The 15,171-nt window shown below is 56.8% G+C and carries 12 protein-coding genes; 5 read left to right on the top strand and 7 right to left on the bottom strand.

Annotated elements, in window-relative coordinates:
• The first annotated feature begins 364 nt into the window (after positions 1 to 364).
• Positions 365 to 934: a CarD family transcriptional regulator gene (locus tag ACIQT8_RS19455; protein ID WP_138795193.1), complete on the top strand. Its 570-nt coding sequence runs from the start codon at positions 365 to 367 to the stop codon at positions 932 to 934.
• 56 nt (positions 935 to 990) lie between these two features.
• Here the strand turns inward: ACIQT8_RS19455 and ACIQT8_RS19450 are convergent, their stop codons facing one another.
• On the bottom strand, positions 991 to 1,494 hold the full coding sequence (locus ACIQT8_RS19450; RefSeq protein WP_400968735.1) for a L,D-transpeptidase: 504 nt from the start codon (positions 1,492 to 1,494) through the stop codon (positions 991 to 993).
• A 184-nt stretch (positions 1,495 to 1,678) separates the two neighbouring features.
• Here ACIQT8_RS19450 and ACIQT8_RS19445 point away from each other — a divergent pair, with 184 nt between their 5' ends.
• Together ACIQT8_RS19445 and ACIQT8_RS19440 are read left to right on the top strand one after the other, a co-directional pair.
• Complete coding sequence (locus ACIQT8_RS19445) at positions 1,679 to 2,362, top strand: response regulator transcription factor (protein ID WP_138795194.1); 684 nt, start codon at positions 1,679 to 1,681, stop codon at positions 2,360 to 2,362.
• Between the two features lie 99 nt (positions 2,363 to 2,461).
• Positions 2,462 to 2,917 (top strand): cyclic nucleotide-binding domain-containing protein, encoded by a 456-nt coding sequence (locus tag ACIQT8_RS19440; protein ID WP_400968490.1) that lies wholly within the window; start codon positions 2,462 to 2,464, stop codon positions 2,915 to 2,917.
• Positions 2,918 to 2,930: 13 nt separating this feature from the next.
• Here ACIQT8_RS19440 and ACIQT8_RS19435 read toward each other — a convergent pair whose 3' ends face one another.
• From ACIQT8_RS19435 to tesB, 6 genes are all read right to left on the bottom strand, one after another.
• On the bottom strand, positions 2,931 to 3,734 hold the full coding sequence (locus ACIQT8_RS19435) for an exodeoxyribonuclease III (RefSeq protein WP_400968487.1): 804 nt from the start codon (positions 3,732 to 3,734) through the stop codon (positions 2,931 to 2,933).
• A gap of 169 nt (positions 3,735 to 3,903) precedes the next feature.
• Positions 3,904 to 4,578, bottom strand: coding sequence for an outer membrane lipoprotein carrier protein LolA (locus tag ACIQT8_RS19430; RefSeq protein WP_400968484.1), 675 nt, complete (start codon positions 4,576 to 4,578; stop codon positions 3,904 to 3,906).
• A gap of 99 nt (positions 4,579 to 4,677) precedes the next feature.
• Entirely contained in the window at positions 4,678 to 7,350 is a 2,673-nt protein-coding gene (locus ACIQT8_RS19425; protein ID WP_400968482.1) for a DNA translocase FtsK, read from the bottom strand.
• A gap of 217 nt (positions 7,351 to 7,567) precedes the next feature.
• Positions 7,568 to 8,920 carry an ammonium transporter gene (locus tag ACIQT8_RS19420; protein WP_400968479.1) on the bottom strand — a complete coding sequence of 451 codons (1,353 nt, stop codon included), beginning with the start codon at positions 8,918 to 8,920 and terminating at the stop codon, positions 7,568 to 7,570.
• 28 nt (positions 8,921 to 8,948) lie between these two features.
• Entirely contained in the window at positions 8,949 to 9,299 is a 351-nt protein-coding gene (locus tag ACIQT8_RS19415) for a P-II family nitrogen regulator (RefSeq protein ID WP_178340600.1), read from the bottom strand.
• 212 nt (positions 9,300 to 9,511) lie between these two features.
• Positions 9,512 to 10,396, bottom strand: a complete 885-nt coding sequence (tesB, locus tag ACIQT8_RS19410) for an acyl-CoA thioesterase II (protein WP_138795201.1) — start codon at positions 10,394 to 10,396, stop codon at positions 9,512 to 9,514.
• A gap of 72 nt (positions 10,397 to 10,468) precedes the next feature.
• Between tesB and ACIQT8_RS19405 the strand changes: the two genes are divergently transcribed.
• Positions 10,469 to 11,698 (top strand): ubiquinone biosynthesis hydroxylase, encoded by a 1,230-nt coding sequence (locus ACIQT8_RS19405; RefSeq protein WP_400968474.1) that lies wholly within the window; start codon positions 10,469 to 10,471, stop codon positions 11,696 to 11,698.
• Positions 11,699 to 12,144: 446 nt separating this feature from the next.
• Positions 12,145 to 15,168, top strand: a complete 3,024-nt coding sequence (locus ACIQT8_RS19400) for a helicase-related protein (RefSeq protein WP_400968732.1) — start codon at positions 12,145 to 12,147, stop codon at positions 15,166 to 15,168.
• The last annotated feature ends 3 nt before the right edge of the window (positions 15,169 to 15,171 follow it).

Here is a 15,171-nt window from a genome sequence, read left to right as displayed (position 1 = left end):
TAGAAGCAAAACAGCGGTATTTTGGGAGCCGTTTTCAGACGCGGTTAACCGACCGTTGTGTGCTGCTGTGGCCACGATGGAAGCAAATTATTGATTCGCGCCTATTTTTGTGGTACACCACGGACACTGATCCACAGCGCGGCATTTGTGTGCCCAAAAACACCACGAAAGCAACTCTTCTTTTGCACGCGGTTCCCGTGACATATCGAGCGTTTACGCTCTCGAAACCCGAGTTGCGAGAAGGGATGTTTTTGCGCGCACAGTTGGACCAGGGCGGAGTCACCTGACGGTTTCCCCCGTCTCATCAGGGCCTGACCGACCCAACCCGCTACAACGGGTATGTAACAGGGAGTTTTTAGAACGAATGACGACCCAGCAGAAGAAATCTCCAGCACGTCACGGTTTCAAGACCGGTGAAGCGATCGTGTATCCCGCTCATGGTGTCGGTACCATTTCTGCAATCGAGGAACAAGAAGTTGCCGGCATGAAGCTCGAGCTTTTTGTGATCGATTTCGAAAAAGACAAGATGCGCCTCAAGGTTCCTGTAGCCAAGGCAGTCAGCATCGGCATGCGCAAGCTCTCCGAAGGAGATTTCGTTGAGCGCGCACTGAAAGTTGTTCAGGGCAAAGCGCGCGTGAAGCGTACCATGTGGTCGCGTCGCGCCCAGGAATATGATGCCAAGATCAATTCCGGCGACCTGATCGCCATCGCAGAAGTGGTGCGTGATCTGTATCGTGCAGAAAACCAGCCGGAGCAGTCCTACTCCGAGCGTCAGCTTTACGAAGCAGCACTCGACCGTATGGCTCGCGAAATTGCGGCCGTTAACAAGATGTCCGAAACCGAAGCAGTTCGCCTGGTTGAGACCAATCTCAGCAAGGGTCCAAAGCGTGGCAAGGCTGTCGAAGAAGACGATTCTCAGGACGAAGCCGCATAATTTACGGCTTTTCCTTCTAAAAAAGCCCGCCAGTGATGGCGGGTTTTTTGTTTGCATCAAAAGATACGGATACGGCTGCCTTTGCGCACACTGGTGAGAATTCGCTGCATGTCCCGAGGCCGAACCGCAACGCATCCTGCCGTCGGTTCGAAGCCGGGACGGATCAGATGCATAAAAATCGCCGAACCACGATGGCGTCGACGTGAAGAGATGTTCCAGTCCAGGACCAGACACACATCGTAAAGGCCGTCGGTGCGGGTCATTTCTTCATGGCTTGATACAAAGGGCGCTTTGACGAGACGATTGTAGTTCGGGTCGGAAGGGGCGTCGCACCACAGCATTGATTTGCGGATGCGCGTCATTGGTAAGGCGGTCATTGCCTTTCCGGCGCGGTCGCCACGATAAAACCCGTGCAGCAGGCGCATCGTGGAAATCGGTGATTTTCCATCACCTTCGCGCTTCATGGACGTTCTTCCGTTGCGGCCTATCGCTGCCGGGAAGGTGAGATGACCGAGCTGGACGATGGCGCGATTGATTTTCGACGGCGCCTGCCGAACCACCAGCGTCGACGTGCGTTTATGTTGTTTAACAGGCGGTCTGGCGATTGGTTTCACGAGATTTTGCTTTGAAGGTTATTCAACGTGAAGTCATAGCACGTCGTTATATGATGGCAATGGGTTGACGTTTTACCGGCAAACCGCTGAATTGGCTCACGATTAAAGCAAAGAAAGGCTGAGAATCCGAATGACGGCCCGCACTATACTTCTCGTAGACGACGATGACGATCTTCGGGAGACGCTGACCGAGCAACTGTCTCCTTATGAGGAATTCTCGATTCTGAGTGGCGCCAATGCGGCGCAGGCTACACAAATCGCCAAATCGTCCCAAGTCGACCTTTTGATTATGGACGTTGGTCTTCCCGATATGGACGGTCGTGAAGCTGTCAAGCTCTTGCGCAAGGGTGGCTTCAAGGCGCCGATTATCATGCTCACCGGGCATGATACGGACTCCGACACCATTCTCGGCCTTGAGGCTGGCGCAAACGACTACGTGACGAAACCATTCCGGTTTGCCGTCTTGCTGGCTCGCATCCGTGCGCAGCTTCGGCAATATGAGCAGAGCGAAGACGCGGTTTTCACGGTTGGTCCCTACCAGTTCAAGCCGAGCCAGAAGCTGCTGACGACCGAAGATGGCAAGAAAATCCGCCTCACCGAGAAAGAAGCGGCCATCATCCGTTACCTCTATCGCGCTGGCAGCACGGTCGTCACTCGTGACGTCCTGCTTGAGGAGGTCTGGGGATACAATTCCGGGGTAACGACGCACACGCTTGAAACGCATGTCTATCGCCTGCGTCAGAAGATCGAACGTGATCCGTCCAACGCCGAGATTTTGGTCACAGAGAACGGCGGTTACAAAATCGTCCCCTGAACAAACCTTGTTTCGGGTGGTCGTGCCTTGTTTTCCTCGCGCCGATAACGGAAAACCGCTCTATAATAGAATGAGCGGTTTTCTGGAGCTGGGATCGATATGGCCTTAACGGACGACATCATGCTGCTGGGGCAGGTTCCGTTGTTTGCGGGCTTCAGTGACGACCAGTTGCGTCTGATTGCCTTCGGGGCAGAGCGTCGCAAGGTTTCGTCCGGGCAGACCCTGTTTCGCGAGCACTCTCCTGCCGAATGCGCATTTGCAGTCACCACCGGCCGCTTCGAACTATTCAGTGCGGGCCGTGATGGCAAACCCGTGCTGCAGGCAACGCCCGGTCGAGGCGCGTTGTTATCGGAGTTCGCGCTTTTTACGTTGTGTGAGCGAAAATTCACGGCCATTGCGGCGGAGGACTCTGAAGTCATCCGTATCACGCGCATCCTCTTTCATCGTCTGGTCGAAGAGTTTCCTGAGGTCGCGGATATCGTTACCGCGCGTATTCGCGATAACATCGCCTCACTCGCTGCAGGCACGGCGCGGTTGCAAAACCGCTTCGCCTGACCGAATACCGGATCTAGAAGCGGAAATGGGCGGTGACGGGAACGTGGTCGGAAGGACGGTTCCAGCCACGCGCTTCACGCAGGATATCGATTTTTTCAAGCGAAGCGCCCAAATCCTGTGACGACCAGATGTGATCCAGACGCCGTCCGCGGTCGGCTGCTTCCCAATCCTTAGCGCGATAACTCCACCACGTGTAAATTTTCTCGCTGTCCGGCACGTTCAGCCGCATCAGATCAAGCCAGTCGCCTTGTTTCATCGCATCCAGCAGCCCTTCCGTCTCGACAGGCGTGTGACTGACGATCTTGAGGAGTTGCTTATGCGACCAGACGTCGTTTTCAAGCGGTGCGATGTTGAGATCGCCCACCAGGATCGACGAGGTGCCGGGTAGGCCATTCGCACGCAAGGCTTTCATTTCTTCGATGAAATCGAGCTTGTGGCCGAATTTCGGGTTGATCGATCGATCAGGTTCGTCGCCACCTGCGGGAACGTAAAAATTGTGAAGCCGAATGCGACGCGATCCCACTTCGACCACGGCGGAGATATGTCGGGCATCGCCGATGCCGCAATAGTCCTGACGATGATCCTCGACGAGTGGGATCTTCGAGGCAATAGCGACGCCGTGGTAGCCCTTCTGGCCGTGAATTACGACATGCTCGTAGCCTAGTGCTCTCAACGGCTTCATCGGAAATTCGCCGTTTGGGCACTTGGTTTCCTGCAGGCAAAGAATATCCGGTTTGTAACGAACCAGGAATTGTTCAACGAGTGGCATGCGCAGTCGCACCGAGTTGATGTTCCAGGTGGTTATCGAAAATGTCATGAAATGTGCCCCGCTGTTGCTGCCCTAAATCCTGCAGCCGCTCTTGATCCAGTCCGTCGCAAAGCCGAAGGCTTATAACATCGCGGAGCAAACGGGAACGTGTTTTCGCGGTAAAATAGAAAAGGCGGCCGATGGCCGCCTTTCCTTAATTACTGTGCGAAATACAGCGTCAGCCGCGCTTGCGGACTTCTTCATAGTTGATGTTGAAGACGCGCTCGTCGAAATTTACGCCGGTCTGGACGTTGAAGATCATAACCGTCGTATCCTTGTTCTGCGCGTCGGTAGTGGTCCACTGGCGCAGATCGAAGGTTTTCGGGTCGAACATCAAGGTGATGGTGGAGTCACCGAAAACACTCTTGTCACCGAGTACGATGGTGGTCAGGTCGGACTCTTCCTTGACATCACGTACCTTCTGGTTGCTCAGATCGATCTTGTTCGAGAGCAGCAGGCTGAGCGGTGTTTTCGATAGCGGGTACAAATCCCAGGTTTTCAGCTTGGCGTTACCAATCACGACATTCTTGCCGTCAGCGATGACACGCATCGGTGACGGATCTTCGTAATTGAAGCGTAGCTTGCCGGGACGCTCGATGTAGAATTTGCCACCCGTCTGTTCCCCGCGCGGGCCGAATTGGACGAATTCTCCCATCATGGTTTTGACAGACGAGAAGTGGTTGGCAATCTTCTGTGCCGTAGCGTTTTCGCCGGATGACTGCGCAAGAGCATGCAACGGCGACAAACCGGCCAATGCCGCTGCCATCGAAAATACGGTGAGTACGCCGCGTCGTGACATGCCGTTTTGCGATGATGTTGCCGACACAGTCTTGCCGGTCATGAGATGGTCCATTCTATTCTCCTTCATCGCATCGATTTTCCGCACAAACGCGGCGGCTTCATGACGCTGCAAGCGACGAATAACGCTTACATGGCCTGTCTGGTTGCGCGTCTATCGTTCGATGATGTCTGCTTCTGTCGGGACGAGTATTTCGCGCTTTCCGGCGTGATTTGCGGGGCCGATGATCCCCTCCTGCTCCATCCGCTCGATCAGCGATGCGGCGCGGTTGTAACCAATGCCGAGGCGTCGCTGGACATAGGAGGTAGATGCCTTTCCATCACGCAATACGACGGCAACTGCCTGATCGTAGGGATCGTCGGACTCGGACAGATTGCCGGTGCCCGCAGGGCCATCGCCATCCTCGTCATCGTCTTCCTCGGTGATTGCCTCGAGATATTCTGGTGCGCCCTGCGTCTTGAGATAGGCGACAATTTCTTCGACTTCATTGTCAGACACGAAGGGGCCATGAACGCGCTGAATGCGACCGCCGCCAGCCATGTAGAGCATGTCGCCCATGCCGAGCAGCTGTTCTGCACCCTGTTCGCCAAGAATGGTGCGGCTGTCGATCTTCGAGGTCACCTGGAACGAGATACGGGTCGGGAAGTTCGCCTTGATCGTGCCGGTGATTACGTCGACCGAAGGACGCTGTGTCGCCATGATGACGTGGATGCCTGCGGCACGCGCCATCTGCGCCAGACGCTGAACCGCACCTTCGATGTCCTTGCCGGCAACCATCATGAGGTCAGCCATTTCGTCGATGATAACGACGATATAGGGTAGGGGCTTCAGGTCGAACTCTTCCGTTTCGTACATCGCCTCACCGGTCTGGCGGTCGAAGCCGGTCTGTACTGTACGGGTAAGGATTTCACCCTTGTCGATGGCCTGCTGGACACGGCTGTTGAAGCCGTCGATGTTGCGGACGCCGATCTTCGACATCTTTTTGTAGCGCTCTTCCATCTCGCGCACGGTCCACTTCAAGGCAACGACTGCCTTTTTCGGGTCCGTGACAACGGGAGAGAGCAGATGCGGGATGCCATCATAGATGGACAGCTCAAGCATCTTGGGGTCGATCATGATAAGCCGGCACTGTTCCGGCGACATGCGGTAAAGCAGCGACAGGATCATGGTGTTGATCGCGACCGATTTACCTGAGCCTGTTGTACCCGCAACGAGCAGATGCGGCATCTTGGCGAGATCGGCAATGACCGGCTCTCCACCAATGGTCTTGCCAAGCGCCATCGCAAGTTTCGCCTTGCTGTTTTCGAAGTCGCGGCTGCCGATCAGTTCACGCAGGAACACGGTTTCGCGGCTCTGGTTGGGCAATTCGATACCGATGGCGTTGCGGCCAGGAACAACTGCGACACGCGCCGCGATCGCGCTCATCGAACGGGCAATGTCGTCGGCCAGGCCGATAACGCGCGACGATTTGATGCCCGGCGCAGGCTCCAGTTCGTAAAGGGTGACGACAGGGCCGGGGCGCACATGGATGATCTCACCCTTGACGCCGAAATCTTCGAGAACGCCTTCAAGAAGGCGCGCATTCTGCTCCAGCACTTCCTCGCTCAGCGTATTGTCGCGAACGACGTTTTTGGGCTCTGCCAGAAGATGAACGGTCGGGAGCTGGAAGCCATCGGGCGCGATGAAAGAGGATTGAGCTTCGCGCACCCCGCGCTCGCTGGGCTTTGGGCGTGCCGAAGGTGCAGTAATGCGGGTCTGGCCACGCCCTGCCGGCTGCCGGTTGGTGAACTTGGCATCGGCGTCATCTTCGTCGCCTGAGAGGATGCCATCGGGAAGGCGGCGCTCGTCCATATCAAACGGCGGATCGTCGTCATGTTCGTCGCCGTGGTCGAGGGAAATTGGCGGGGGCGACATCTGGCGGCGGGCTGCCCGTTCTTCGAACGAGGGCTCGGCGCGCTGATCCAGGCGATTGATCGCTGTCTTCAGGCGCGATGGTTCATTCAGTGTGCCGAATTCATATTCGTTGAAATCGTAAGGCTGTTCGAATTCGTCGTGCAGGGATTTCGACTTCAGTCCGAAAAGACGACGGAACCGTGCCTGTGTGATGTACCAGTAGTGAGCGAGCAGACCGAGAGGCAGGATGCGGGCAAGGAAACCCTCGCCATCATCGTCCTCGTCCTCTTCTTCCTGGCGCACGGAGCGTGCCTTGCTCTGGGTGGGCGCGACCGGTTCGACGTAGTCTTCTTCATCCGGCGTTCCGAGAAGACCTGCGGCGAACAACATCAGCCATGCGGCTGGCAGAGCAAACAGGACACCAAGGACAGTAGCGACCGTGCCGGTTGGATAGGCACCGATAAACAGCGCGGGAAAGCGCAGAATCATATCGCCGATCACGCCACCGATGCCGTTGGGAAGTGGCCATGTTACCGGTGCGGGAAAACAGCCGAGTGACGCGGCGCCAACAAAAGCACCTGCGACCCAGGCAACCAGACGTGCCGGAACCCTGTTGAATTTACGCCCGGCAATCAGGATGATCGCCCATGCCAGAACTGGCAAAAGCGACACGATCGACGAAAGGCCGAAGAACTGCATCATGAGATCGGCGAAAATCGCGCCGCTATGGCCCAGAAGATTGGTTGGCTCGTTTGCCGTCGCGTAGGACAGGCTTGGGTCGGCAACATTCCATGTCGCAAGTGATGCGATACCAAGTGCGATCAGGGCAAGAAGCGTAAAGCCGCCTAGGGCCATAATCTGCCGCATGAAAAAGGCCGTCAGCACAAACCTGTTGTGACGACCATCGAATGTCGGAGAATTGGCTCTGCCCATGTCCTGAACCCGTTGCTTTTCTGGTTTTGGCAAGATTCGACAGATCGCCGAATCCCGGATTGACAGGGAAAACTAACCGCCTGCTGGTTAATACGATGTTAACCATGCGGTTTTTCGCTGCCTGGACTGACGTAAGCGGCAAATATTTCACAAAAAAAGGCCCGTCGAGACGGGCCTTTCATTTTCCGATCGGGTCCTAAGGACCTCTTGTCGTTTCTTAGGAGTGGTAAGCGGCTTCGCCGTGGGTTGCGAGGTCGAGACCTTCGCGCTCGGCTTCGACCGGTACACGCAGACCAACGATGACGTCGACGATCTTGTAGAGGATTGCGGAGACGATAGCGCACCAGACGATGGTGATGGCGACAGCGATGAACTGCGTCGAGACCTGCGAAGCGATCGAGAAGTCTTCCTTGCCGGTGCCGCCCAGCAGCGGCGAGGTGAAGATACCGGTGCCGAGGGCGCCGATGATGCCGCCGATGCCGTGAACGCCGAAGACGTCAGCGGTATCGTCGTAGCCGAACTTGTTCTTCACGACGGACACGAAGAAGTAGCAGACCGGCGAAACGATCAGGCCGAGTACGATTGCGCCCATCGGGCCAACGGAACCAGCAGCCGGCGTTACGGCAACCAGGCCAGCGATCATACCCGAAGCTGCGCCCAGCATGGATGCCTTGCCACGGGTGAAGCTTTCAACCACAGACCAGGAAACGACAGCAGCGGCCGTTGCGAGGAAGGTGTTCATGGTTGCGAGAACCGCACCGCCGGAAGCTTCGAGGTTGGAGCCAGCGTTAAAGCCGAACCAGCCGAACCACAGCATCGCAGCGCCGACGAGCGTCAGGGTCATGGAGTGCGGGGCCATCATGTCCTTGCCATAGCCGGTACGCTTGCCAACCATGATCGCGCCGATAAGACCGGCAACACCTGCGTTGATGTGAACGACCGTGCCGCCAGCGAAGTCAAGGGCGCCCATGCCGAAGATCAGGCCGTTTGCGTCCCAAACCATGTGCGCGACCGGGAAGTAGACAAACGTTGCCCACAGAACGGTGAAGAGGATGACAGCGGAGAACTTGATGCGTTCTGCGAATGCACCAACGATCAGGGCCGGTGTAATGGCCGCGAAGGTCATCTGGAAGGCGATGAAGGTGTATTCGTAGATAACGACGCCTTCAGAGAAGGTTGCCGAGGTGCTGTCAAGCGTTACACCCGAGAGGAACAGTTTGCCGAAGCCGCCGAAATAAGGGCCGGTGCCGCCGCCAAAGGCGAATGAGTAACCATAGATCACCCATACGAGCATCATGACTGCGGTGACGACCGTGCACTGCATCAGAACGGAGAGCATGTTCTTGGTGCGGACGAGACCGCCGTAGAACAAAGCGAGGCCGGGCAGGATCATGAACAGAACGAGGATCGTGCCGAGGAACATGAATGCGGTGTCGGCCTTTTCCGGGACCGGCGCTGCAGCGGCAGCGGCTGCGGGCGCAGCATCCTGGGCGAAAGCAATGGCAGGGGCCATCAGGGCCGTCGCACCGGCGCCCAAACGGCCAAGCGTGGAAAATTTGTTGAATTGCATGGTTGGAAGACTCCCCTGTCAGCCGTGCTTAAAGCGCTTCTGTGTTGGTTTCGCCGGTACGGATGCGCACGGCCTGTTCGATAGAGTAGACAAAGATCTTGCCGTCGCCGATCTGACCGGTCTTGGCAGCGGACGCGATTGCTTCGACGGCCTTGTCCACTACGTCCGAGGCGACAGCGATCTCGATCTTCAGTTTGGGAAGAAAGCTCACTGCATATTCCGTGCCGCGATAAATTTCGGTGTGCCCCTTCTGGCGTCCGTAACCCTTCACTTCGGTCACGGTCAGGCCCTGGATGCCGACAGCGGTAAGGGCTTCGCGCACCTCGTCCAGCTTGAACGGCTTAATAATGGCCATCACAATTTTCATCTGGTTTCCCATCCTTTGTTTGTCCTCGGCACGGAGCCGACTCTCCTTGCCGCTGGCAGATCAGTAACAGCGACTAACGACATACATTCAAAGGGCGTGCCAGTTTTAGTGGTATAGGTAAGTTATTGAAATATAAAAATTATATGACGTACGTCTGAAAAAGCGGCATTTGATGCCGCATTTTGCGTCTATAAAATGTGCGATTTTGAGAAAAAGCACATTATTTAATCATTTGCTCTTTTGCGAATCAGACCCTCTTGGGCGACCGATGCGATCAGCTCACCCGTTCGGGTGAAAATGCTGCCGCGGGTAAGGCCTCTCGCACCTGATGTGCTGGGGCTGTCTTGTGTATAGAGAAGCCAATCGTCCAGTTTGGTCGGACGATGAAACCACATGGCATGATCGAGGCTTGCCACCTGGATTGCCGGGTCAAAAATCGTTGTACCATGTGCGTAGAGCGACGTGTCGAGCAGTGTCATGTCTGAGAGATAGGCAAGAATGGCTGACTGAAAATGCGGGTTATCGGGGACGCTACCAACCGCACGGACCCAGATATCCTGGTGCGGCTCCAGTTTTTCCCTGGAGATGTAATGGGTCAGGGAAACCGGTCTGATTTCGATCGGCCTCTTGTTCGCCCAGTATTTGCGAATCGATGCCGGCGCCTTGGCAAGGAATGCTGCCTGCATCTGCTCTTCGCTCATCAGTTTTTCCGGCGGCGTCACGTCCGGCATTTTGATCTGATGGGTGAAGCCATCTTCGTAAATCTGGAATGAAGCGGACATGGAGAAGATTGCCTTTCCATGCTGCACGGCGACCACCCGGCGCGTACAGAAGCTCGATCCGTCGCGGATGCGTTCGACCTGATAGACGATGGGCACAAGCGGATCGCCAGGCCGCATGAAATAGGCATGCAAGGAATGAATGAAGCGATCTTCATCAACCGTCCTCTGAGCCGCGATCAGCGCCTGAGCAATAACCTGGCCGCCGAAAACACGCTGCCATCCGATCTGAGGGCTCTCGCCTCTAAAAAGGTTTTCCTCCAGCTTCTCGAGGTCGAGTGTGGCGATCAGGTTTTCCATGGGATCTGACGTTTGCGAAGGATGCGACATTTTTTCGGCCTGCTCCGGCTGTAGGAATACGTCACATCGTCTATAGTGTGACCATGATGTGTGCACAAGGATTTGAGGAGAAGCGCAATGCTTGACGTGGTGATAGCCGGAGGCGGGTATGTCGGACTTTCCGTTGCTGTCGCAATAAAGCAGGCTGCGCCACATCTTGGTGTGCAGGTGGTCGAGGCGGCGCCGGAGGATGTCTGGAAGAAGGATTTCCGGGCTTCCGCCATTATCGCGGCGGCAACACGCATGCTCGATGTGTTCGGTATCTGGGATGAAATCGCACCCGAAGCGCAACCGATCCACAAGATGATCGTGACCGATTCAAAGACGGCTGATCCGGTTCGTCCGGTGTTTCTGACCTTTGATGGTGCCGTCGAAGAAGGCAAGCCATTTGCCCACATGATCCCGAATGTTGCGATGGTTGGAGCGCTGCGCGGTCTGTGTCAACGCCTTGGCGTCGAAATCCGTCATGGTCTTAGCGTTTCTGGTTTTTCTGCTGGCCCACAGTCAACGTCGGTGACGTTGTCGGATGGTACATCCGTAGACACGAAGCTTCTGGTTGCCTGTGACGGTGTTCGCTCCGCGCTGCGCGATATGGCAGGCATAAAAACGGTTCACTGGGGATATGACCAGTCCGGCATCGTTACCACGGTCGAGCATGAACGCCCGCATAACGGCTGCGCCGAGGAGCATTTCCTGCCGGCTGGTCCTTTTGCCATTCTGCCACTCAAGGGCAATCGTTCGTCGCTGGTCTGGACTGAACGGACGGCGGATGCCAACCGCCTGATTGCATCCGACGACCTTGTCTTCGAGGAAGAGCTCGAACGTCGCTTCGGGCATAAACTCGGTTCTATCCGTCCTGTGGGTGGGCGGAACGCATTTCCGCTGGGACTGACGCTTTCGCGGGCCTTCATCGCTCCGCGCTTGGCTCTGGCGGGCGATGCTGCCCACGGTATCCACCCCATTTCCGGCCAGGGGCTCAATCTTGGTTTCAAGGATGTCGCCGCACTTGCCGAAACGGTCATTGAAGCGGACCGGCTGGGGCTAGATATCGGCTCTGTCAATGTTCTGGAACGCTACCAGGCCTGGCGACGTTTCGATACGTTGCGCATGGGGATAACGACGGATGTTCTCAACCGGCTTTTCTCGAATGACGTCGGTCCTATTCGCGTCGCGCGCGATTTCGGTCTTGGTGTTGTTGATCGCCTGCCGGGGCTGAAATCCTACTTCATTGGACAGGCCGCTGGCACCACCGATAAAAACGCACCGCGCCTGCTCGCCGGGCAGGCGCTTTAAGGCGGCTCTTTCGTCACGTTTGACGGGGATGTCGAAGAGGCGCTTGACAGCCCGAATCCCGGATTCGATACTTAAAGTACCCTTCGGAATGCGCGCACTTATCCGGATTCACAATCTGGTATGCCGTTTTCGATTCCTGTCCATATGTTGCCGTGAACAAAAAATGAATCAGCTCGAGTCAGCGATTCGTATTCGATTCGTTCTCAAACTGTTCCGTACCCGAATCAAAAGAGTGCGTCGCCGGATTCTTTTTTTGTAATAAGTGTATGAATTTATTATGGAAAATTAACAGGCGTTGCACGTTCCGCGACTTCATTGATGACGGGCTATTGCCTTTCGCCGTCGCTGTTGCCATGTGTGTTTCAGTGCAGTCGCATCCTTGGTAACGAGGCGTGCGGCGGACAATAGCAGTCGATTTCGCGGACAGTACGTTGAATTTTCGCCCCATGATCCTGAGCGGCCGCGGTGTCACGGCCGTTCTCGGCCCCACCAATACCGGTAAGACGCATTACGCCATCGAGCGTATGGTCGCGCATGGTAGTGGTGTCATCGGTCTTCCACTGCGATTGCTGGCGCGGGAAGTCTATACGCGCCTGGTTGAAAAAGTGGGCGCGGTCAATGTCGCGCTGATTACCGGCGAAGAAAAGATCGCTCCCCCCAAGGCAAAATATTCTGTCTGTACCGTCGAGGCGATGCCGCGCGAGACAAATGCTGCCTTCGTAGCGATCGATGAGGTCCAGCTCGCCGGTGATCTGGAGCGTGGACACATTTTCACCGATCGGGTGCTTCATCTGCGGGGGCGGGAAGAAACACTGCTTCTGGGCGCCGGTACGATGCGCCCGATACTGGAAAAACTGCTGCCGGGCATTGTTGTGGTCGAGCGCCCGCGCTTGTCGCAACTTTTTTATGCGGGTCAGAAAAAGATCACCCGTTTGCCGCAACGCACGGCCATCGTGGCGTTTTCCGCCGATGAGGTCTATGCGATTGCCGAACTGGTGCGCCGGCAGCGCGGCGGCGCGGCCGTTGTTCTCGGCGCGCTTTCACCGCGTACGCGCAACGCGCAGGTTGGTCTCTATCAATCCGGCGACGTCGAATATCTCGTTGCGACCGACGCTATCGGCATGGGGCTCAATCTTGATGTCGATCACGTCGCTTTTGCGCAGGATCGCAAATTCGACGGTTATCAGTTTCGCAATCTCAATCCGGCTGAAATGGGTCAGATCGCCGGTCGTGCCGGTCGCCATCTCCGGGATGGGACCTTTGGCGTTACCGGCCGTGTCGATCCTTTCGATGATGAACTAGTGGAGCGCATTGAGACGCATCAGTTCGATGCCGTCAAAGTGCTGCAATGGCGAACCAAGAATTTCGATTTTTCGTCGATCGGCAATCTGCGTTTGAGCCTGGATGCCGCGCCGACCATTCAGGGACTGTCGCGTGCGCTCCCAGCCATTGACCAGCAGGCACTTGAGTATCTGTCGCGATATCCCGAGATCATCGAAGTTACGACCAGCCCCGAACGGGTGGAAAAGTTGTGGGAGGCCTGCGCGCTTCCGGACTATCGTCGCATTGCGCCTGCCCAGCACGCCGATCTGATCTCGACACTCTATTTCGACCTCGTCAAACGCGGTACTGTGAATGAAGATTTCATGGCCGAACAGGTGCGCCGGGCGGACCGCACTGATGGAGAGATCGATACGCTGTCTGCGAGGATTGCGCAGATCAGAACATGGACTTATGTATCGAACCGCCCAGGATGGCTTGCCGATCCGACACACTGGCAAGAAAAGACTCGGGAAATCGAAGATCGATTGTCCGATGCGCTACATGAAAGGTTGACGAAACGCTTTGTTGATCGCAGGACATCTGTGCTCATGAGGCGCCTGAGAGAGAATGCGATGCTTGAAGCTGAAATCAGTGTGAATGGTGATGTCTTCGTAGAAGGTCATCACGTCGGCCAGTTGGCCGGGTTCCGGTTTACGCCGGCACCGGGAACGGAAGGGCCGGATCAGAAGGCCGTACAGTCTGCGGCGCAAAAGGCGCTTGCGCTAGAATTCGAGGCGCGTGCTGCGCGTCTGCATGCCAGCGGCAATGGCGACCTTGCTTTAAGCTCCGATGGCCTCGTGCGCTGGTTGGGCGAGCCGGTGGCGCGTCTTGCTGCGGGCGACAATATCATGAAGCCGCGGGTCATCCTGCTGGCTGACGATCAGTTGACCGGTAATGCCCGTGACCATGCGGTGGCGCGTGTCGAACGTTTCGTCAATCATCAGATTGCGACCGTGCTGAAGCCGCTCGACGATATCTCCCGCGCCGAAGACCTTCAGGGTCTGGCAAAGGGACTGGCGTTCCAGCTCGTTGAAAATCTTGGCGTACTGTTCCGCCGTGATGTCGCCGAAGAGGTGAAGTCGCTGGACCAGGACATGCGCGCCTCAATGCGCCGCTACGGTGTGCGTTTCGGTGCGTACCACGTTTTCCTGCCGGCGCTTCTCAAGCCCGCACCGGCAGAACTGGTGACGCTGCTCTGGGCCTTGAAGAATGATGGATTGGGCAAGCCTGGTTATGGCGACCTGATCCCTGTTCTGGCTGCAGGCCGTACCTCCGTTGTTACCGACCCGAGCTTCGAACGCATGTTCTACAAGCTTGCTGGCTTCCGTTTCCTTGGAAAGCGTGCGGTTCGTATCGATATTCTTGAGCGTCTGGCGGACCTCATCCGTCCGTTGCTGCAGTGGAAGCCGGGCCAGCAGTCGCGGCCGGAGGGTGCCTATGACGGTCGCCGTTTCACAACGACGACGGCCATGCTGTCCATTCTCGGTGCAACGCTCGACGATATGGAAGAGATCCTGAAGGGTCTTGGCTACCGTGCTGATCAGGTGACGGCGGAAGAAGCGCAGGCGTTCCTCGCAAGTCAGAGCGGTGAGCCTGCCAAGGCCGACGACGCTGGTGCAGTGGATGCAGCCGAGGCTGCCCACGACGACGCCGATCCGCAGGATGCATCCGAGGGTGAAGCTGTTGCCGAAGCACCGGCGGCAGAGGTTGCCGTTGCGGAAGCCCCTGCAGCCGATGCATCGGCTGGCGAAGTTGCCGAGCCGAAGCCTGTGTTGTTGTGGCGTCCAGGTGGCCGCAACGAAAACCAGCGTGGCGAGAATCGCCGTCCGGGTAATCGTGGCCAGGGGCGCGAACAGGGTGGACGTGAGCAGGGCGAGCGTCGTGGCGAAGGCCGTCGCGACAACCGTGAGGCAGCCAATCGTGGTGACGGCGAGCGTAAGCGCGATGGTGGTCGTCCTGATCGCGGCAACCGCAACGATCGTAATGATCGCGGCGAGCGTAAGGACAGGCCGGATCGCAACGATCGTGGTGGCAAGCCCCAGCAGGGCCAGCGTTTCGAGGCCAAGCCGCCGCGTAAGGAAAAGCCGCTTGATCCGGATTCACCCTTTGCAAAGCTCGCTGCTCTCAAGGAGCAGCTGAAGAAGTAAGTC

Source organism: Agrobacterium sp. NPDC090273, from assembly GCF_044772305.1.
Lineage (GTDB): Bacteria > Pseudomonadota > Alphaproteobacteria > Rhizobiales > Rhizobiaceae > Agrobacterium.
The sequence above is the reverse complement of the archived record's forward strand: the minus strand, read 5'-3'. Positions and strand labels throughout refer to the sequence as shown.